Origin of the sequence: Arcobacter sp. LA11 (genome assembly GCF_001895145.1) — a bacterium.
Lineage (GTDB): Bacteria > Campylobacterota > Campylobacteria > Campylobacterales > Arcobacteraceae > Halarcobacter.
Map to the genome: position 1 here is coordinate 91,337 of NZ_BDIR01000001.1, position 18,783 is coordinate 110,119.

The following is an 18,783-nucleotide window of genomic DNA, read 5'->3' on the forward strand; positions in this document are numbered from 1 at the left end:
CTTTTTAGATTTTTATTAATAGAAAAATAATTTTAGCAATTAAATTTTTTTTATTCTTCACATATAATGTGATAAAAGTTATCTATAATTGTTATAAAATATAACTTTTTATGTTAAAATTACTAACAATAAGGAATAAAATGCAAAAAAGAAGTACATATAATAAAAATGTTCAAATAGCAAATAATACTATGTACTATATTTATGAGCATATAGATACGGATATAAATATTGATGATTTAGCTTTAGAGTTTAATCTTAGTAAGTTTCATTTTCATAAAATATTTAAAGAGATAATGGGCGTAAATATTTATGAAACAATAAAATCTATAAGATTACAAAAAGCGTCAAATCTTCTTTTGACTAATAAGTATTCAACTATAACAGAAATTGCAAATATGTGTGGATATAGTTCTCAGACTTCTTTTATCCGAGCTTTTAAAGAGAGGTTTCATCAAACTCCAAAGCAGTGGCGTAAAGGTGGATACAAAGAGTACTCAAAAAATATTTTAGATAATTCAAAAATATCATATTATGAGAAGTCGGATTTTGAAAAAATAGAGCCTAAAATAGTTAAAACAAAAGCTAAGGCTATGTATTATATTAGAAATAAAGGTTATATTACAAATGAAGTCAAAAGAGTATGGCAGAAACTTCAAGCATGGGTCTATACGAATGATATAAAAGAGTATGAAGAAGTTGCAATTTATCATGATAATCCAGCTATTACTTCCCATGCAGATTGTTTTTATGTTGCAGGAGTTATTCCAAAAGATGATAAAGATTTATCAAATACTAATCTTCCTCATTTTTATACTCCAGAGGCCTTATATGCAACTTTTGAGATAAATGGGAAGATTGGTGATGCTCTTAGATTTATCCAATGGGCATATCATGATTGGTTACCAAAAAGTGGATTTGAAACAACTACAAATCCCTCTTATGCAGTATTTAGAAAAAACCAATTTTTAGAAGAAGATGAGAAGTTTGAGGCAACTTATTATTTACCAATTCAATATGTTTAGAGTTTTGATTTAAACAAAAACTAAAAGCATTTTGCTAAACTATTTTACTTTAATATGGAGAGATAAATGTTTACAGAAGTAATACAGCCACGTTTTTTAGAAACTGATGCTTTAGGGCATATAAATAACAATACTTATGGTGTTTGGTTTGAAGCTGCGCGTGATCAATTTTTCCGTATTTTTGTTCCTGATTTAGATATCAAAAAATGGAATCTTGTTATTGCACACAGTTCTTTTGATTTTTTAAAAGAGGTATTTTTTGGAAGAGAAGTTATAGTTAAAACAGGTATCTCAAAAATAGGAAACTCTTCTGTTGATTTAATTCACTCTGTTTATCAAGATGGAAAGTTATGTACTACAGGAAAAGGAATAATGATTCATTATAATCTAGAAACAAAAAAATCTATGGCTATCCCTGATGCTATTAGATATGAGCTTGAAAAACATATGTTTACAACTCCTTGGCCAGCTACATTGAATGAATTAGAAGTTTTAGAAAAAAATTAAATAAGATTTAAAAAAGGGAATAGAAAGTATGAGTAATATAATTTTAGTAGTTAAAGTAAAAGTTAAAGAAGAGTTTACTCAAGAAGTTTACACATTTATGAAAGCTTTGCATAAATTAACACATGAACTAGATAGTGGATGTATTCAGTATGATTTACATAAAGTAAAAGAAGAAGAATCGATGTTTTGTTTTATAGAAACTTGGGAAAATCAAGAGTCTTTAGATGAACACATGCAAAAAGGTCATTTTAAAAACTTTATGGAGTTTACAGATGGTAAAGTTGAAGAGATAAAAATAGATTTTCTAGAAAAATATGTGGAATAAATGTAGATATTTATAAAAAAGGTTTATCTGTGAATATTGAGCAAGCAAGTCAAAATATTTTTGATAGTTTAAAACGAATACTTTTATATGCAAATGCAGGGAAATATAACCATGTTATGCAAGTAGAAGATATAGAGCAAATTAAAAACTCAATTAATAAAATAGTAGAGTATGAAGAATCTTTTAACAATGCCATTTTAGAAGAAGAAAAAATAGAAATTTATAATAAAATCAAAAAATATAAAAACTTTTCTATTCGTGATTTTATGGAATATAAAATAGAGAGAATTTAAATCAAGTAATAAAGAAGAAGAGTTATTTTAAAACTCATCTTCTTTATTATAGTATTTATTTACTCCATTAAAACCTTCTAAAAAGTATAAAAAGAAAGTAACATCTTCAACCTCTTCATCTGAAATTTTACCCTTCATACTAGGCATTGTATCAAAGTGTCTAATTACACCAGGAAGACAGATAGTTTTGGCTTTATCTGGATTATTAATATAATCTTTTACAAAATCTGCTGTTTCTATCAAATGAAACTCTACATCTTCTCTATCACCTATTTGTTGTTTTAGTCTAAATGATATTTCATTTCCAGTTGGGGCTTTTAGATTTAGTAATTTATTATCTTCTTCTATAAAGTTTTGCATAAGAAGTCCTATTGGCATAGACTTGACATGACATTCGCTACATTTATTTTCAAAGATTTTTTCACCAATTTGATAACGTTCTTTATCAAACTCTTCAGGAAGTGCAAAAAGTGAACTTATAAACAAGATAATTAAAAATAAAACTTTCATAATTTCTCCTTCTTTTAAGATAAATTTGTATTTTATTGTATTTCTACAACAGCTTCTTTACCACCATATCCATGAACTAGGTCATGAGCTCTTATTATTACTGAGTTTATATTTTTGGGAATTTTTACATTTGAAATACTTCTTGTAAAAGGTTGTTCATCTACGTGGGGATGATGAAGTATTCTAGTTGCAATGATTTTTCTATCGGGTGTTAATATTTCATATCTATTTGCGAAATGTTTCCATCCTGTATCTTCATGTTTAATAGTTACAAAAAAAGTACATGAATTATACTTAGAACATATAGATTTTACTTTTAATACATCGGCTTTATTTGCATAAAGAAAACCAGTTAAAAATATGCTTAGAATGATAAGTAAACGTAACATTTAAACTCCTTAATAAATATATCAATAGATTATAATAAAAAGAGAAAAATTTAAACTTAGATTTTAAATATAATATTTTCCTACAAAATAAAATGTCTTACAAATGGCTCAATTTTTTTAGGAAATAACAAAAATGAAATTTAATTTCAAACAAAATTGATGAATAATAAGCTAAAATAATCAGAAATATAAATAAAGATTACCTATGAGCACAGAAAAGAAAGTACTTTTTTTATTTTTAACATTGATTATCTTAATTGTTACGTGCGTATATACGCATGTAGATGATTTAAAAACAGAAGAAAATACTACTGTTGATACATCAGTAGAATCTGACTCTTTTTTAATTATTGATGCAATAAAAGAAAAGGTAAAATCATTTATTTCTCCTGTAGAGGAAGAAATTACTCAAGAAAAAGTTATTCAAGAAGAAATTCCTGTTATAGAAAAAGCAGAAAAATCTGCAAATCTTGATAAAACTATAGAAACTCAAACGGTTCAAGAAGATACAACAACTGAGAATAAAATATCTGAAGAAAATATAACAGATAGTTCAAATAAAAATGAGTCAAATACAGAAGTAGTAGATGCTCAAGAAAAAATAGAAAATACTGAACAAGAAACTATAGAAAATGTTGTTGAAGAGGAAAAAATAGAAGAACCTGTAAAACCATTGATAACTACTGATAAAAGATATACTAGAACAGGTGATGAAAAAAATATAGAAAACTTATCTGAAGAAGCTCAACTTCTTCAAATCAAAATGAATGAATTTGTAAAAGAAAATCCTATTATTTTTAAAAGAGGAAGTAATAAGATTACAAGGTCTAGTAATAAAACGATTAAATCTGTAGTAGAGGCTTTAAAAGAGTTTCCAACTATGAAAATAGAAGTTGCAGGTCATACTGATGCAATTGGTGCAGCAGCCTTTAATAAAACAATTTCAGAACAACGGGCAATAAGTGTTAAGAAAAGACTTGTTTACTATGGTGTAGAAGCTAATAGAATCAAAGCAAGAGGTTATGGTGAAGATATTCCATTAGTTAAAAATAGTAAAAATGGATATTCTAAGATAAATAGAAGAGTAGAATTTAACATAATTGAGGAATAAAAAGTGGTAGAAATAGCATCTCAAATAGTAATTTGTTTAGTAATTGCAGCATTTATTGGTTTTTTAATAGGCTTTTTAATAGGTCGTGCATTTGGAGGTGATAGAACTTCTATTTTTAACAGTAATAGTACAGCTTCCTACGGAGCAGTTCAAGCAAATATCTATAATAAACCTCTTATAAGAAGTACTCCAAGACCTACTGGAAAAGATAATTTACAAGAAATAGAAGGTATTGATAAAGAATTAGAATCAAAACTAAATGAACTTGGAATTTATCATTTTGACCAAATTGCAAAATGGAACGCAAAAAATTGCCATTGGGTTGAAGAATATTTCACCTTAGAAGATAATCAAGTTAAAGAAGCAAATTGGATAGAGCAAGCTCAAGGTCTATCTAAAATTTAAAAAATTAGTTTAAAACCTTATTTTCTATAAGGTTTTTTACGCAAGTATCAATCATTTCATAAACCTTATCAAAACCTTCAAAGCCATCAAAAAAGTATGGGTCTGGTACATCATCCCCATCACAACCAAAATCACCTAATTTTAAAGGGTTTTTACAACCTAGCTTTTTTAAATCTCTAACATTATTATCATCAAGTCCAATAACTAAATCAAAGTTTTTAAAGTCATCAACTTGTACAAGTTGTGCTCTTTGAGAGGAAATATCTACGCCATTTTGTTGACCAATTTTAATCGAATCAGGACAGGGTGCTTCCCCTATATGCCAATTCCCAGTTCCTGCACTTTCAATTTTAATATCAAGATTGTATTCTTTTGCGTATTTCTTTGCAATTCCTTCTGCTAAAGGAGATCTACAAATATTCCCTAAACATACAAATATAATTGATTTTACTTGCATTTTTTTAATCCTATATCTATGTATTTTCTAATTTTTTTAATCTCTTCCAAATTCATTTTATGTGAAATTATCTCTTTTGAATCATCTCGTATTTCTTCTCCCCATGGAGTTATAATTCCACTACTTTTTGCCATATTATCATCGGCACTATTTGCTGCTAATACATAACATTGGTTTGCAACAGCAAGGGCTTTTGTCATAGTTTCATAATGATTTTTTCTTTTTGCTCCCCACATAGAAGGGTTTAGTATTAAATCTGCTCCTAATACTTTTAACCAATATTGAGGAAATCTAATCTCAAAACAGATTAATACAGCAACTTTTATTCCGTTGATATTTAAGATTTTCATATTATCAAGTTTTCCACTCTCAAAATGTTCAGGTTCATTTCCAAGTGGGAAAAGTCTATGTTTTGATTGAATATGAATTATCTCTTTATTATGAAAGATGTATAAGGTATTAAAAAAACCAAGGTCTTGTCTTTCAATAAATGTTATAGCAATAGTTTTATTTTTTGATAGTTTTTTTATCTTTTTTATTGCTTTTGATGCAAATTCCGAAGCTTCATCCATTCGTTCATAACAAAACCCAGTAAGGCAAAGTTCTGGAGCTAAGATAAAAGAGTTATCTTCACATGAAGTGATTAATTCTTTTAAGTCTTTTAGATTTTGTTTAAAATCTTTTGTTGTTTTAGTTTGTAGTGCTATTAAGTTCATCTTGTGCCATCGCAATTAGATTATTTAATTTTTCTTCATACAGTTTTGCATTTTCTTCAATAGTTGACTCAAATCTTGTTACAAGAACTGGCGTCGTATTTGAAGCTCTTACTAATCCCCATCCTTGATTAAATATTACTCTAACTCCATCAACATCAATAATATCTATAATTGTTGGGAAATCTGCTGGTGGATCTTCTAGAAGCTTTTTTAATTTATCAATTAGTAAAAATTTTTCTTCTTCTGTCGTATGAACTTTTATCTCTTCAGTTGAAAATGTTTTAGGTAAAGCATCAATTTCTTTATCAATATCCATTTTGTTATAAATTAATTCAAGTAATCTAAATGTTGCATAAATAGCATCATCAAAACCAAAATATCTGTCATTGAAGAATATATGTCCTGATACTTCTGCTGCAAGGTCAGCATTTACTTCTTTTAGTTTTACTTTTAGATTTGAGTGTCCTGTTTTATACATAATTGCAGTACCAGACTCATTGATTAAATCATACATAATCTGAGTACATTTAACCTCTCCAACTATTGTTGGGTTTTCCATAGTCTTTGCAAAAAGAAGTGCCATAATATCACCTTTTACATTATGCTTTTTAGTTAAAAATGCAATTCTATCAGCATCTCCATCATAAGCAAAACCGTATTCATAGTCACTTTTAAGGGCTTCAATTACATCTTTAAGATTTTTTTCTTCACTTGGGTCTGGATGATGGTTTGGAAAGCTTCCATCTGGTTTGCAATAAAGTCCATCATAGTTTAATTCTAATTTATCTAAAATAGTTGTAAGGACTGTATCTGCTACTCCATTTCCACAATCTATGATGAATTTTTCTTTCATACCTTTTAAGTGTGAAAATTCATTTACTATATAATCTATGTATATAGATTTCACATCTATTTTATAGTTTTTATCATTGTTTTCAATATCTATATTACTTGCAATAATTTCATCTCCAAGAGCATATATTTCATCACCAAAGAAAGGTTTTTTATCAAGAGTTATTTTAAAGCCATTGTATTGACTTGGATTATGACTTCCTGTAATCATAACAGAGGCATTTGCTTGGATAGTTTTTCCCTCTATTTCAAAAGTTTGGTAGTTTGCAAAATAGTTAACACCAGTTGCAACCATATCCATATTTAAAACAGTACATCCTGCTTTGTTAAAACCACTTGCTAAATAAGAGAATAGTTCAGGTGAATGAGTTCTTGCATCGTATCCAATAGCTACATATGAATCTTCTTTAAATTTTTCATAAACTTTTTGTCCTAAAAAATATCCAATAAGTTTCACTGATTCTTGATTTAATTCATCTCCTACAATACCTCTAATATCGTACTCTCTAAAGATTGATTTATTTACCATTTTGACCCTTGTTTAATATGCATTTTTAATGCTCATGACTATGATTTTTGCGAATTATATCAGAAGAATGATTATTTTCAAGTTCAAGAAGAGCTTCTTTTTTATCTAATCCACCAGCATATCCTCCTAGTTTTCCACCGGTTTGAATTACTCTATGACATGGGATTATAATGCTTATCATATTTTTACCATTTGCACTTCCTACTGCTCTTACTGCTTTTGGATTTTTCAGTAAGGCTGCTTCTTCTTTATATGATATTGTTTCTCCATAAGGAATTGACATTAAAATTTTCCAAGCACTTTGTTGAAAAGAAGTTCCTACTAATTGTAAGGGAACAGTAAAGTCAATTCTTTTACCTTCAAAATATTCATCAAGCTCTTTTTGTAAGCAATCAAAATACTTATTATGAGCTGGAATAGCTTCTGCTTTGAAGAATTTTTGTACTCTTTGTATTTGGTCTTCTAGATTTTTTTGTTTAAAGAAACTAAGTATACAAATACCTTTATTTGTAGCAGCACAGAACATATCACCTAAAGGTGTTTTAATAACAGTTGTAGCAATAATATTTTTCTTTATAGGGTTATATTCTCTCATAAAATTCCTTTAATAAGTAGAGATTTTAACATAAAGAAATTAAGATATAATACTATATGTTAAAAGATATAAATAAAAATATAAAAATTCTATACGTAGAAGATGATGATATAACTAGAGAAAATGCAATTGAATATTTAGAAAACTATTTTGAAAAAATATATGAAGCTAATAATGCAATAACTGCTTTGAAATTATATGAAACAGTTTCCCCTGATATTATCATTACAGATATTCAAATGCCTAAATTAAATGGCTTAGAGTTTGTAAAAAGAATAAGAGAAAAAGACAAGAAAGTACAGGTTATCATAGTTACAGCTTTTTCAGATAAGGATTATTTATTTAAAGCTATAGAATTGCAACTTGTAAAATATTTAGTAAAGCCTATAAAAGAAAAAGAGTTAGAAGAAGCCTTGTTTTCTTGTGTTAATAGTATAGAAAATGATAGTTCAAATATTATAAAGCTTGATAAAAATATGCTTTTTGATATTTATAATAAGACACTTTTAATTGATGATGAGATAATTAAGCTAAGGACTAAAGAACTTCTTTTATTAGAGTTATTACTTAAAAACAAAAATAGGTATGTAACTTACAATGAAATAGAAAATATAGTTTGGTTTGATAGTGCCATGAGTAAAGATGCTTTAAAAACTGTTATAAAAAATTTAAAATCTAAACTTTCAAAAGATTTAATATCTAATCTCTCTGGAACAGGATACAAAATTGAGTTATGATTTAATTATGATTCTTTTATATGGAATAACTTTTGGAATAGTTTTGATGACTATTGTATATACTTTTATAAGATATATTTACTCTAAAGAGATTCTTTATATAAGTTATGGGTTTATGCAAATATTCTCTTTAGTATATATATTCTCTTATAGTAAGTTATATCCTGTCTCAAATGTTTTACAAGAATTATCTTTAGTTTTTGCTACTTTATGTGCAGTTGTTTTTGCTATTGGTTTTTATGAAGGAAAGTTTTTACCTAAGATGGTAAATATAAAAGAGTTGCTTTTTAATACTTTTCTTTTAAATGTAGTAATCTTAACAGCTTTTTATCATTATATGCTTTTTGAATATTTACCATATACAATAATTTATGCAATTTTATTTGTTTCTGTGGTATTTAATTTTAAACAAGGTTTTAAGCCAACAATTATTTATGTAGTGGGTTGGTCTATTTTTTGTTTTCTACTCTTTGTGTTCGATTTTAAAGACTATTATGCGCAAAAAGGATATATGGATATAGTTTTAGTTGCTTTTGCAATTGAAGCAATGCTTTTTACTCTATCTGTAGCATATAAATATAGTACAATCCAAGTACAATCTAAAAGTTATGAAAATATGCTTCTTCATCAATCAAGACTAGCTAAAAGTGGTGAAATGATAGCTAATATTACTCATCAATTTAGACAACCACTAAATAATATCTCATATATTTTAATAAATATGAGAAAGAAATTTCATAATAAAAAACTTGATGAGGTATATTTTGAAAAAAAAGTAAATCAGGCAAATGAACAGTTAGATTTCTTATCTAAAACAATTGAAGATTTCAAAGAATTTTATGCACCTACAAAAGAGAAAGAAGATTTTGAGATAAAAGAAGCAATTGAAAATTCGATTACTATATTAAGTGCAGATTTAAAAAAAAGAAATATAGATATAGAACTTACTTTTCATATAAATGAAAATGTCAAAATTTTTGGAATAAAGAATGAACTTTCACAAGTTATTCTTGCCATTCTTTCTAATGCAAATGATGCTTTAAAGAATATAGAAGAACCGTATATTAAAATTGATGTTAATTCAAATAATGCAGAGGTAATTATTTCTATAAGGGATAATGCTGGTGGAATAAAAAAGAAAAATTTACAAAAAATATTCGAACCATATTTTTCTACAAAAGAGGAAGGTACAGGTATAGGTTTATATTTAGTTAAATTAATTGTAGAAGAGAGTTTTGAAGGTAAAATAGCAGTTGAAAATCAAAAACAGGGAGCAGTTTTTACTCTCTGTTTTGAAAAATCTATTTGATTAAATCATTTCTTGGATAGATAAATGATATTTCTCTTGAGAGTTTTACATCATTATCTTCTTTTGCATAAGCAATAATCTTTAGTTTTAAAGCGCTATCTTTTGTATCAGATAAAAATAGTTTCTTTTTAGTTTCTATAAGTAATACTGTTTTTATTCTTTTTGAGGCTTCTATTTTCTTTTCATTAAATCTTTTTATTCTAAAGTTTTCATTATCTTCTAACTTGATATTAAAAGTATATGTTTTTTTACTTGTATTGTGAATAGTTAGAATATAGTTGTTTCTTACTTGACCATCTTCTTGAATTCTATATAAATTTGTTGTTTTATTAACATTTAGTAAAAAGTGTTCTTTTTTAGAACCAAAAAATCCTGCAAGGGCTATACATAAAACTAAAGAAGCCATATATACAATATTTCTTGTAGAAAAGATAGATTTTGTATCTTTTTTTATAACTGAATTTGTACTTCCCCATGAAATAAGTGATGGTTTCCCAAGTTTTCCCATAACAGTATCACAAGCATCAGAACACTCTAAACAGTTTATACATTCAACCTGTAAACCTTTTCTAATATCAATATGAGTAGGACATACTCTTACACAAGCTTCACAAGTTGTACACTCTTGATTTCCTGCCCATTGTTTTACATCAAAAATAGATTTTGCACCATTTTCGTAAATAGTACCTCCACGGTTTGTATCATAAACGATTTGTTTTGTATCATCATCATATAAAACTGACTGGATTCTTGAATATGGACATACGTAAGTACAAAAATTTTCTTTCATAAAAACAATATCGTAAAATAAAAAAACAGCAATAGAGATAATAAACATGTATAAAAAGAAGTGTTCTTGTGGATTTTGAATATAGACTATAAAATCTTCATATGCAACAAAATATAACATGAAATTAATTGAAATAATTACACAAAGAATAGCCCAAAGAATTAAAGATATATATTTTCTAATTTGATTTGATGTTTTATTATAGTCTATATCTTTTTGTTTGTTTTTTATTCTTCTTAAATCTAGAATAGTAGTTTCTATTAAATCTCTATAGATTACTCTAAAGATAGTTTGAGGACAGGCCCATCCACACCAAACTCTTCCAAGTATTGCAGTCATAGCAAAGATACCAATAAATAAAAACATAAGTAAAAATGGCATTACGTACAATTCATTCATATTAAAAACAATACCTAATAGATGAAATTCAAGTTTATCAAATGATAATAAAAGAATATGATTGCCATTAATTTTGATAAATGGAATACCTATTGTAAATATAGTTATTAAAATATATGTGATATATCTTTTTTTTGTATAGTTCATAATTTTTCCTTTTGAATAATTTTTATCTTCTATTTTTGTAGTTTATATTTTATAAGTGTTCATTTGGTGGTATGGAAAACTTTTTTCTAATTTGGTTATAATACTTCTTTTTATAAAGGATATTAGATGATTGAATTATCAAGTTTATATATGTTTATTGCGGCTTCTTTTTTATTATGCCTTGCTCCTGGTCCTGATAATATTTATGTTTTAACACAAGGCATGACAAAAAGTAAAAAAGCAGCGATTATTACAACTTTGGGATTAACAACTGGATTGATAATTCATACAAGTGCAGCAGCTTTTGGTATATCTGTTATTTTTCAAACTTCAGAAGTTGCATTTAATATTGTAAAATATGTAGGAGCTGGGTATTTATTATATATTGCATATCAAGCTTTTAAGTATAGAAATGAACCTCTTGATTTATCTGTTCAAAATTCAAGTAGTGAACTAAAAAAACTTTATATAAAAGGATTTATTATGAATATTTTAAATCCAAAAGTTTCAATATTTTTCTTAGCATTTTTACCTCAATTTGTAACTCCAGCTAATGGTAATATACCTTTACAAATGATTACTTTAGGTTTTGTATTTATGCTTATGACGATTGTTGTTTTTTCTTCTATAGGAGTAGCAGGAAATATGTTAAGTTCAAAACTTTTAGAAAAACCAAGTATTGTAAAATATATGAATATTTTAACTTCTTTTGTTTTAGTTAGTTTAGGATTAAAACTAGCTCTTTCTTCAAGGTAGTAAAATTTTAAATATTTAGAAATAAGATAGAGAGAAATCCCTATCTTATTTGACCATTTCCAAATACTTTGTATTTAAATGTAGTAAGGTCGTTAATTCCCATTGGTCCTCTTGAGTGAAGTTTATTTGTAGAAATACCCACTTCAGCTCCAAGTCCAAATGCTCCACCATCAGTAAATCTTGTACTTGCATTTGCATATACACAAGCAGCATCTACTTCATCTAAAAACTTATTTACAATAGAGTAGTTTTCACTTATAATTGCTTCTGAGTGTCCTGAACCATATTTACCAATATGATAAATCGCATCATCAACACTATCTACTACTTTAACATTTAAAATATTTGCTAAATATTCAGTATCATAATCTTCTTGCGTCGCACATTGAATATCAATATACTTTCTAGTCTCATCACAACCTTTTACTTCTGTGCCATATCTTTCATATGCTTCATGTAAAGGTGGTAAAATATATGCTGCAACATCTTTATGTATTAATAGTGTTTCCATTGCATTACAAACACCTGGTCTAGATACTTTTGCATTTATTGCAATTTGTATTGCTTTTTCATGATTTGCATCTTTATCAATAAACACGTGACAAAGTCCTTTATCATGTTTAACAACTGGAACAGTTGCATTTTTACTTACGTATTGAATTAAAGCTTCTCCTCCTCTTGGAACGATTAGGTCAACATATTTATCTTGTTTAATTAAATTTGCAACACCTTCTCTTGTTGAATCAGGTAATAAGGAGATAGCTTGTTCTGGTAATTTATTTTTAGCTAGTACACTTCTTAAAACATTTGCAATTGCAATATTTGAGTGCTCTGCTTCTTTTCCACCTTTTAATACACATACATTTCCACTTTTAAAACAAAGTGCTGCAGTATCAGAGGTAACATTTGGTCTACTCTCATAAATTATACCAATTACTCCAATTGGTATAGATACTTTTTGAATCTTTAATCCATTTTCAGTAACCCAACCATCAAGAGTTCGTCCTACAGGTTCTTTAAGTGTTGCAATTTCTCTTATTGCATCAGCCATACCTTGAACTCTGTCACCTGTAAGTAATAGTCTATCAAGAAGTGCTTCATCTAGATTTCCTAGTCTTCCTGCACTCATATCTTTTTCATTGTTTCCTACAATAAAATCACAATGCTCCATTAGTGCATCTGCCATTTCATTTAGTACTTTGTTTTTTACTTCACCACTTAGTGTGGCAATTTCTCTACTAATTTTCTTTGATTCTTCTAAAAATTGTTTCATGCAATTTCCTAATATGTATTTACATTTTGGGTAATTTTATCTAAAAAATTCTTTTTTTAACTAGAAAGGTTTGTTTGGAGGGGTAGTTGATTAGGTAGTAGAAGTTTCTACTACCTTTTATTTGTTATTATAATTGTGCGTTAATTTTATCAGCTAATGCTTGTTTAGATTGTGCACCAATAACTTGGTCAACGATTTCTCCATCTTTCATAAATAAAATTGTTGGAACTGATCTAACACCATATTTTACTGCTAAATCTTGTTGTTCGTCTGTATTTACTTTACAAATGTTTGCTTTTCCATCAAACTCAGATGCTAACTCATCGATAACGGGAGCAATCATTCTACACGGTCCACACCAAGGTGCCCAAAAGTCTACTAAAGATACTCCATTATTTACTGTTGCTTCAAAATTTTCTGCTGTTAATTCTATATATTGTGACATAATTTTTCCTTGTATTTTTTTAAATTGATGAAAGTTTATCTTAATAGTGAAATAATGTCAAGTATGTACTTTAAAGTTCTATAGTTACTTTTAGGTAACTATAAAGTAGTTTTTGTTAAACTTCTAAAAAATAAGAAAGATTAGGATGGATAAAAAACAATATAACTGCTTTTTTCAATTAGCAACAGATATGATTGGTGGTAAATGGAAAGGAATGGTTCTTTGGGCACTTAAAAAAGATGTCAAAAGAAATGGTGAATTAAAAAGGTTAATCCCTCATATTAGTCAAAAAATGTTAACTCAACAACTACGTGAACTTGAAGATGTTGGAATAGTTGAAAGAATAGTATATCCTGTAATTCCTCCTAAAGTTGAGTATAAACTTACTAATAGTGGTGAAAAATTGATTCCTATTTTAGAAGAGCTACATGATTGGGGGAAAGAATATGCTGTTGAAAATGGTATTAATATAGTAAAAGATGCTAATTGTGTAATTGAATAAAGAAAAATAAATAGTGAAATTTAATCAGCATATTGATCTCTTATCTCAATAAATTTTTCTTTATTTTCAAAGAAAAGATTTACTAGGTTTGGATCGAAACTTACTCCTTTTTCTTCTTCAAAGTATTCAAGGATTTTTTTATTTGGCCAAGCTTTTTTATAACATCTTTGACTTCCTAATGCATCAAATACATCTGCAATAGCAGTAATTCTTCCAAAGATATGAATTTCTTCACCTTTCAATCCTCTAGGGTATCCTTCTCCATTCCATTTTTCATGATGTTCGTAAGATACAATTGCAGCAGCTTTTAAAACTTTTCTTTGGGAACCTTTTAAAATGTTGTATCCTATTTCTGCATGGGTTTTCATAAATTCAAATTCATTTTTTGTAAGTTTTGCAGGTTTTTTTAAAATAGCATCAGGGATTCCTACTTTACCGATATCATGCATTGGTGATGCAGTAAATAACAAGTCTGTATTCTCATCGTCAAGACCATGCAATTCAGCTAATAATTTTGAGTATAAAGCTACTCTTTTTACATGGTTCCCTGTTTCATTACTTCTTGTTTCTCCTATTTCACCCATTCTATATATAATCTCTTTTTGAGTATTCTCAATTTCATCATGAAGCTCAAAAAGTTCTGTTAAATCATTTCTAATTGACATATACTCAATGATATTATTATTTTTATCTTTAATTGGGACGATAGTTGTATCTACCCAGTAAGTATTTCCTTTTTTCCCTTTATTTTTAAGAATACCTTTCCAAATTTTATCTTTTTTAATAGTTCTCCATAAATCTTGAAATATTTCAACTTTCATATCTTCATGTCTTACTATATTATGGCCTTCTCCTATGAGTTCTTCTCTTGTATAGCCTGAGATTATACAGAACTGGTCATTTACAAATGTAATTTTTCCATCTAAATCTGTCCTTGAAATAATATTACTAGAATACATTGCTTTTTTATATTCATTTGCTTTTGATATTGCGTGTTCTAGATTTTGGTTAGAGGTGCTAAGTTGATTTTTAAAGAAGTCCTGAACCATTTCATTTTGAGTTATGTCTTTACTTATTGCAATATATTCAATTACATTATTTTGAGAGTCTAAAATAGGATTTATTATAGTACTTATCCAAAAGGTTTTTCCACTTTTTTTTCTATTTTTGATTTTCCCTTTCCAAGGCTTTTTTTTCTCTTTTATAGTATTCCAAAGTTTTTTGAAAAACTCTTCTTTCATATCTTTATGGCGAAGTATACTTAATTTTTCTCCTAAGAGTTCTTTTTCTGAATATTCAGAAACTTTACAAAACTCACTATTTACGTATATTATTTCCCCTTTTGGGTTTGTTTTATATACTATAGAGCTTCTATCTACAGTCTCTTTGTATTGATTTAATAGTTTAGATGATTTCTCTATTTCTTCTTCTTTTCTTTTATAATCTATCCATAAATCTACTTTTAATATTATCTCTTCTGTAACATATGGCTTTTGAATAACATCTACTGCACCAGCTTTTAATCCATCTCTAATTATGGATGAATCAATTTGACCTGATATTACAATTACTGGAATCTTTTTTTTATTTATAATTGCAACTTTATTTTCTTGTAAAAATGTTAAACCATTTGAGTTTTTTAATTGGACATCTAAAATAATAAGATTTATAGTCTCTTTTTCTATATATTTTTTTGCATCAGTTGTATCTGCACAAACTTGAACTTTATAGTGTCTATTTTCAAGTAATTCTTTTAATTGTATTTGAATAACTTTTGAATCATCTACAACTAAAATTGTTGATAGTTTATTTTTTTCTAAACGTTCTATAGTTTTAGTTATTTCTTCTATTTTATGAAAGAAATCTTTATCTTTATGAATAAAATCAATAATTCCTTTTTTATAAGAATCATCTATAAATGCTCTGCTGTTTTCTGCAGTTAATACAAATATTTTAGTATTTGAATCTTGAAATTTTTGAATAATTTCTGAACCATCTCCATCAGGAAGATTCAAATCAAGCATTATATAGTGGATATCGTTGTTGTATAATATTTTATAAGCTTCTTTAAGAGTAAAGGCACTAAAACAATTGTAATTTAACTCTTTAAATTCTTCAGTAAGTATTTTATTAATTGAAGTTGAATCTTCAAGAATAAGTATATTATAGTTTATAGGATTAAATATTATATTATTTTGTTCCATAGGAAATATAACCTCTTTTATAAGTATAACATAATATACAAAAAGAGATTATATTTATTTAAGTCTATTTGATTTTTACTAAGTACCTTCCTACTGCTTGGCCTGCTAGTAATGCTTGGTATGCTTCTTTTATTTCTTCTAATGAAATTTCATTCGTAAGCTCTTCTAATGTGTCTATTTTAAAATCACTTGCAATTTTTTTCCATGCAGCTTCTTTTTTCTCTATTTTTGCTTCAACTGAATCAATACCTATTAGTCTTACACCTCTTAAAATAAAAGGAAATACATTTGTTGGTAATTCATGAGAAGATGTTAGTCCACAACAAGTTGCAACACCATCATATTTTACTAGTTTTAGTGCTTCCGCTAATATATTACCACCTACTGTATCTACTACACCGTCAAACTTTTCACTTCCCATAGGTCTTTTATTTTCTACATCAAAATCACGTCTAAGGATAACTTCTTTTGCTCCAAGTTCTTTTAAAAATGGAATTTTATCTTCTTTTCCAGAAATAGCAGTAACCTCAAATCCAAGTTTACTTAAAATTGATACGGTAATAGAACCAACACCACCTGTTGCGCCTGTTACTAAAACTTCACCACTAGTAACTCCGTTGTTTAATAACTCATTTACTGATAGTGCAGCTGTAAGACCTGCTGTTCCATATGTCATAATTTCTTTGTCTGAAATATTTTCTGGCATTTTTACAACCCAAGATGCTGGAACTTTTACAAATTCGCTATGTCCACCATTTGTATTCATACCCATATCATAACCAGTTACTAGTACTTTATCTCCAACTTTAAATTGATTAGAATTTGTTTTAGCAATAGTTCCTGCAACATCAATACCTGTTACATGGGGAAATACTCTTGTAACTCCTGGATTACCAACTGAACTAAGTGCATCTTTAAAGTTTAAAGAGGAATATGATGCTTCTATCAAGACTTCATTTTCAGAGATTTCTGGAATATCTATTTCTTGAATACCTGACTCAAATTTTTTATCTTCGACTTTTTCAACAATATATGCTTTCATTTTACTCCTTTTAACTAGTCCCTAATAAAAGGGACCTAAATTTAATTATTACTTTTTATCAATGGATATGAAATCCATTTAAAAGTAACAAAACCTAAAGAGAACAACGAGTTGCTCTTGTTTTCTTTACTTATATTGAAACTTTAGCTAAAATATAACAAAAGAGCAAGAACTAACAAAAAAGTAAGGTACTATCTAAAAAGATACTATAGTTAAATTAGGATATACAAATGGTTAAGAAAATAGATGATATAAATATAGATAAATGTCCAGTAGAAACAGCACTTGATGTACTTGCTGGTAAATGGAAGATACTTATTTTATGGTATTTAAGAAGTGAAACTAAAAGATTTAACGAATTACAAAAATTACTTCCACGAACAACACAAAAGATGTTAATCCAAAAACTAAGAGAGTTAGAAGATGATGGAATTGTTCATCGTGAAGTATATCCAGTTGTTCCTCCAAAAGTTGAATACTCTTTAACTGAGTATGGAAAAACTTTGAAACCCATATTAAAACAGCTTTATTTATGGGGTGAGATTCATAAAAAAAAGTATAAGTAGTTATCTTTTATTTTTTGGTTTACAATCACAACCTTCATGAGGGAAGAAGCAATCTTTTAAAATTAAAAGAATAGAAATAAAAAATAAAATATTTAATATCCAATTATTCCCCATCTCTAAATAGAAATAAAAAATGGGTAAACCTATAACAATTGGATATTTAAGAAAATAGAAAAAAAAGATCAAGCTTCCATATATTTTATTCATTTAGTATCCTTTTTTAGTAAAAAATATATAATTGTACTTATTCCTGCACTTGATATTACCATAGCCATTATCATTATTTGATATCTAACAGCAATTAGTGGATCTACTCCTGAAAGTATTTGTCCTGTCATCATTCCTGGTAAGGATACTAGCCCAACAGCAAGAAGTGCATTTATTTGTGGAATCATACATGCTTTAAAGGCAATTGATCGAGCTTTTTCATACTCTATATCTCTTTGTATCTCTTTTTCAAAACGTTCAATTGCTAAAGATAAGGCATTCATGGTATTAGCAAATATCATACCTGCAATTGGAATGACATATCTTGGTTCATAAATAGTTTCTAAATCAAGAACAAAACCTATGATTAGAATAAGATTTATTAGTCCGGCAATACTTATTGCTATAAATATTTGTAAATAGTGCTTAAGTGATTTATCTATTGTATTTCGTAGACTTATCCAAGAGGATACTGCTATCATAAAACTTATTATAAATATTCCTATTAGATTGTTTTTTTCTTCAAATATAAAAATTAGAAGATATCCAATAAGAATTAATTGTAAAATCATTCTAATTGTAGAAATTAGAATTTCAAACTTGTCATTGGTCCATTTATAATAATAGTACCATATAAAAATAAGAGGAATTAGAAGTAGAGATAAGTTAAAAAATGATATTGTCTGCATCTT

The 18,783-nt window shown here is 27.4% G+C and carries 23 protein-coding genes; 11 read left to right on the forward strand and 12 right to left on the reverse strand.

Annotated features, from left to right (window positions below):
- Positions 1–140: 140 nt before the first annotated feature.
- The 4 genes from BT997_RS00480 to BT997_RS00495 all read left to right on the forward strand — a co-directional run bounded on the left by BT997_RS00480 (position 141) and on the right by BT997_RS00495 (position 2,150).
- A complete protein-coding gene (locus BT997_RS00480) occupies positions 141–1,025 on the forward strand; it encodes a GyrI-like domain-containing protein (protein ID WP_072679423.1) in 885 nt (294 codons plus the stop codon).
- A 66-nt stretch (positions 1,026–1,091) separates the two neighbouring features.
- Positions 1,092–1,532 carry a thioesterase family protein gene (locus BT997_RS00485; protein WP_072679424.1) on the forward strand — a complete coding sequence of 147 codons (441 nt, stop codon included), beginning with the start codon at positions 1,092–1,094 and terminating at the stop codon, positions 1,530–1,532.
- A gap of 28 nt (positions 1,533–1,560) precedes the next feature.
- Positions 1,561–1,857: a putative quinol monooxygenase gene (locus BT997_RS00490; RefSeq protein ID WP_072679425.1), complete on the forward strand. Its 297-nt coding sequence runs from the start codon at positions 1,561–1,563 to the stop codon at positions 1,855–1,857.
- 29 nt (positions 1,858–1,886) lie between these two features.
- Positions 1,887–2,150, forward strand: coding sequence for a hypothetical protein (locus tag BT997_RS00495; protein ID WP_072679426.1), 264 nt, complete (start codon positions 1,887–1,889; stop codon positions 2,148–2,150).
- A gap of 27 nt (positions 2,151–2,177) precedes the next feature.
- On the opposite strand, the gene BT997_RS00500 is transcribed toward BT997_RS00495, so the two are convergent.
- Together BT997_RS00500 and BT997_RS00505 are read right to left on the reverse strand one after the other, a co-directional pair.
- Complete coding sequence (locus BT997_RS00500; RefSeq protein ID WP_072679427.1) at positions 2,178–2,660, reverse strand: hypothetical protein; 483 nt, start codon at positions 2,658–2,660, stop codon at positions 2,178–2,180.
- A 32-nt stretch (positions 2,661–2,692) separates the two neighbouring features.
- Positions 2,693–3,049, reverse strand: a complete 357-nt coding sequence (locus BT997_RS00505; protein WP_072679428.1) for a hypothetical protein — start codon at positions 3,047–3,049, stop codon at positions 2,693–2,695.
- 205 nt (positions 3,050–3,254) lie between these two features.
- Between BT997_RS00505 and BT997_RS00510 the strand changes: the two genes are divergently transcribed.
- Together BT997_RS00510 and BT997_RS00515 are read left to right on the forward strand one after the other, a co-directional pair.
- Positions 3,255–4,160, forward strand: a complete 906-nt coding sequence (locus tag BT997_RS00510; RefSeq protein WP_072679429.1) for an OmpA family protein — start codon at positions 3,255–3,257, stop codon at positions 4,158–4,160.
- 3 nt (positions 4,161–4,163) lie between these two features.
- The gene (locus BT997_RS00515; RefSeq protein ID WP_072679430.1) at positions 4,164–4,565 is read left to right on the forward strand and encodes a hypothetical protein; all 402 of its coding nucleotides are present in this window, start codon (positions 4,164–4,166) and stop codon (positions 4,563–4,565) included.
- A 4-nt stretch (positions 4,566–4,569) separates the two neighbouring features.
- Here the strand turns inward: BT997_RS00515 and BT997_RS00520 are convergent, their stop codons facing one another.
- From BT997_RS00520 to BT997_RS00535, 4 genes are read right to left on the reverse strand one after another with little or no spacing between them, the layout of a single operon-like run.
- Complete coding sequence (locus BT997_RS00520) at positions 4,570–5,022, reverse strand: low molecular weight protein-tyrosine-phosphatase (RefSeq protein WP_072679431.1); 453 nt, start codon at positions 5,020–5,022, stop codon at positions 4,570–4,572.
- Entirely contained in the window at positions 5,013–5,738 is a 726-nt protein-coding gene (locus tag BT997_RS00525; protein WP_072679432.1) for a carbon-nitrogen hydrolase family protein, read from the reverse strand. The genes BT997_RS00520 and BT997_RS00525 overlap by 10 nt, the downstream gene beginning before the upstream one ends.
- Entirely contained in the window at positions 5,713–7,119 is a 1,407-nt protein-coding gene (locus BT997_RS00530; protein WP_072679433.1) for a phosphomannomutase/phosphoglucomutase, read from the reverse strand. Before BT997_RS00530 ends, BT997_RS00525 begins: the two co-directional genes overlap by 26 nt.
- Positions 7,120–7,144: 25 nt before the next feature.
- A complete protein-coding gene (locus BT997_RS00535; RefSeq protein WP_072679434.1) occupies positions 7,145–7,714 on the reverse strand; it encodes a methylated-DNA--[protein]-cysteine S-methyltransferase in 570 nt (189 codons plus the stop codon).
- Between the two features lie 56 nt (positions 7,715–7,770).
- Between BT997_RS00535 and BT997_RS00540 the strand changes: the two genes are divergently transcribed.
- Positions 7,771–8,451, forward strand: coding sequence for a response regulator (locus tag BT997_RS00540; RefSeq protein ID WP_072679435.1), 681 nt, complete (start codon positions 7,771–7,773; stop codon positions 8,449–8,451).
- A complete protein-coding gene (locus BT997_RS00545) occupies positions 8,441–9,760 on the forward strand; it encodes a HAMP domain-containing sensor histidine kinase (protein WP_258239399.1) in 1,320 nt (439 codons plus the stop codon). Before BT997_RS00540 ends, BT997_RS00545 begins: the two co-directional genes overlap by 11 nt.
- On the opposite strand, the gene ccoG is transcribed toward BT997_RS00545, so the two are convergent.
- Entirely contained in the window at positions 9,753–11,096 is a 1,344-nt protein-coding gene (gene ccoG / locus BT997_RS00550) for a cytochrome c oxidase accessory protein CcoG (protein WP_072679436.1), read from the reverse strand. The genes BT997_RS00545 and ccoG overlap by 8 nt on opposite strands.
- Before the next feature lie 126 nt (positions 11,097–11,222).
- On the opposite strand from ccoG, the gene BT997_RS00555 reads away from it, so the two are divergent.
- Positions 11,223–11,852, forward strand: coding sequence for a LysE family translocator (locus tag BT997_RS00555; protein WP_072679437.1), 630 nt, complete (start codon positions 11,223–11,225; stop codon positions 11,850–11,852).
- Between the two features lie 40 nt (positions 11,853–11,892).
- On the opposite strand, the gene BT997_RS00560 is transcribed toward BT997_RS00555, so the two are convergent.
- Both BT997_RS00560 and trxA read right to left on the reverse strand, forming a co-directional pair.
- A complete protein-coding gene (locus BT997_RS00560) occupies positions 11,893–13,125 on the reverse strand; it encodes a glutamate-5-semialdehyde dehydrogenase (protein ID WP_072679438.1) in 1,233 nt (410 codons plus the stop codon).
- Positions 13,126–13,252: 127 nt separating this feature from the next.
- Positions 13,253–13,570 (reverse strand): thioredoxin, encoded by a 318-nt coding sequence (trxA, locus tag BT997_RS00565; protein ID WP_072679439.1) that lies wholly within the window; start codon positions 13,568–13,570, stop codon positions 13,253–13,255.
- Positions 13,571–13,715: 145 nt separating this feature from the next.
- On the opposite strand from trxA, the gene BT997_RS00570 reads away from it, so the two are divergent.
- On the forward strand, positions 13,716–14,072 hold the full coding sequence (locus BT997_RS00570) for a helix-turn-helix domain-containing protein (RefSeq protein ID WP_072679440.1): 357 nt from the start codon (positions 13,716–13,718) through the stop codon (positions 14,070–14,072).
- Positions 14,073–14,092: 20 nt separating this feature from the next.
- Here the strand turns inward: BT997_RS00570 and BT997_RS00575 are convergent, their stop codons facing one another.
- Together BT997_RS00575 and BT997_RS00580 are read right to left on the reverse strand one after the other, a co-directional pair.
- Positions 14,093–16,276, reverse strand: a complete 2,184-nt coding sequence (locus tag BT997_RS00575) for a response regulator (RefSeq protein WP_072679441.1) — start codon at positions 16,274–16,276, stop codon at positions 14,093–14,095.
- Positions 16,277–16,340: 64 nt separating this feature from the next.
- On the reverse strand, positions 16,341–17,318 hold the full coding sequence (locus BT997_RS00580) for a YhdH/YhfP family quinone oxidoreductase (RefSeq protein ID WP_072679442.1): 978 nt from the start codon (positions 17,316–17,318) through the stop codon (positions 16,341–16,343).
- 230 nt (positions 17,319–17,548) lie between these two features.
- Here BT997_RS00580 and BT997_RS00585 point away from each other — a divergent pair, with 230 nt between their 5' ends.
- The gene (locus BT997_RS00585) at positions 17,549–17,884 is read left to right on the forward strand and encodes a helix-turn-helix domain-containing protein (protein ID WP_072679443.1); all 336 of its coding nucleotides are present in this window, start codon (positions 17,549–17,551) and stop codon (positions 17,882–17,884) included.
- 203 nt (positions 17,885–18,087) lie between these two features.
- Here the strand turns inward: BT997_RS00585 and BT997_RS00595 are convergent, their stop codons facing one another.
- The gene (locus BT997_RS00595; RefSeq protein ID WP_072679445.1) at positions 18,088–18,780 is read right to left on the reverse strand and encodes an ABC transporter permease; all 693 of its coding nucleotides are present in this window, start codon (positions 18,778–18,780) and stop codon (positions 18,088–18,090) included.
- Positions 18,781–18,783: the final 3 nt, after the last annotated feature.

What these genes read in the sequence shown, in the direction of transcription:
- BT997_RS00520 (WP_072679431.1), bottom strand. Translation starts at nt 5,022, where the DNA reads ATGCAAGTAAAATCAATTATATTTGTATGTTTAGGGAATATTTGTAGA.
- BT997_RS00500 (WP_072679427.1), bottom strand. Translation starts at nt 2,660, where the DNA reads ATGAAAGTTTTATTTTTAATTATCTTGTTTATAAGTTCACTTTTTGCA.
- BT997_RS00575 (WP_072679441.1), bottom strand. Translation starts at nt 16,276, where the DNA reads ATGGAACAAAATAATATAATATTTAATCCTATAAACTATAATATACTT.
- trxA (WP_072679439.1), bottom strand. Translation starts at nt 13,570, where the DNA reads ATGTCACAATATATAGAATTAACAGCAGAAAATTTTGAAGCAACAGTA.
- BT997_RS00485 (WP_072679424.1), top strand. Translation starts at nt 1,092, where the DNA reads ATGTTTACAGAAGTAATACAGCCACGTTTTTTAGAAACTGATGCTTTA.
- BT997_RS00580 (WP_072679442.1), bottom strand. Translation starts at nt 17,318, where the DNA reads ATGAAAGCATATATTGTTGAAAAAGTCGAAGATAAAAAATTTGAGTCA.
- BT997_RS00560 (WP_072679438.1), bottom strand. Translation starts at nt 13,125, where the DNA reads ATGAAACAATTTTTAGAAGAATCAAAGAAAATTAGTAGAGAAATTGCC.
- ccoG (WP_072679436.1), bottom strand. Translation starts at nt 11,096, where the DNA reads ATGAACTATACAAAAAAAAGATATATCACATATATTTTAATAACTATA.
- BT997_RS00480 (WP_072679423.1), top strand. Translation starts at nt 141, where the DNA reads ATGCAAAAAAGAAGTACATATAATAAAAATGTTCAAATAGCAAATAAT.
- BT997_RS00510 (WP_072679429.1), top strand. Translation starts at nt 3,255, where the DNA reads ATGAGCACAGAAAAGAAAGTACTTTTTTTATTTTTAACATTGATTATC.
- BT997_RS00525 (WP_072679432.1), bottom strand. Translation starts at nt 5,738, where the DNA reads ATGAACTTAATAGCACTACAAACTAAAACAACAAAAGATTTTAAACAA.
- BT997_RS00570 (WP_072679440.1), top strand. Translation starts at nt 13,716, where the DNA reads ATGGATAAAAAACAATATAACTGCTTTTTTCAATTAGCAACAGATATG.
- BT997_RS00535 (WP_072679434.1), bottom strand. Translation starts at nt 7,714, where the DNA reads ATGAGAGAATATAACCCTATAAAGAAAAATATTATTGCTACAACTGTT.
- BT997_RS00585 (WP_072679443.1), top strand. Translation starts at nt 17,549, where the DNA reads ATGGTTAAGAAAATAGATGATATAAATATAGATAAATGTCCAGTAGAA.
- BT997_RS00505 (WP_072679428.1), bottom strand. Translation starts at nt 3,049, where the DNA reads ATGTTACGTTTACTTATCATTCTAAGCATATTTTTAACTGGTTTTCTT.
- BT997_RS00555 (WP_072679437.1), top strand. Translation starts at nt 11,223, where the DNA reads ATGATTGAATTATCAAGTTTATATATGTTTATTGCGGCTTCTTTTTTA.
- BT997_RS00595 (WP_072679445.1), bottom strand. Translation starts at nt 18,780, where the DNA reads ATGCAGACAATATCATTTTTTAACTTATCTCTACTTCTAATTCCTCTT.
- BT997_RS00530 (WP_072679433.1), bottom strand. Translation starts at nt 7,119, where the DNA reads ATGGTAAATAAATCAATCTTTAGAGAGTACGATATTAGAGGTATTGTA.
- BT997_RS00540 (WP_072679435.1), top strand. Translation starts at nt 7,771, where the DNA reads ATGTTAAAAGATATAAATAAAAATATAAAAATTCTATACGTAGAAGAT.
- BT997_RS00490 (WP_072679425.1), top strand. Translation starts at nt 1,561, where the DNA reads ATGAGTAATATAATTTTAGTAGTTAAAGTAAAAGTTAAAGAAGAGTTT.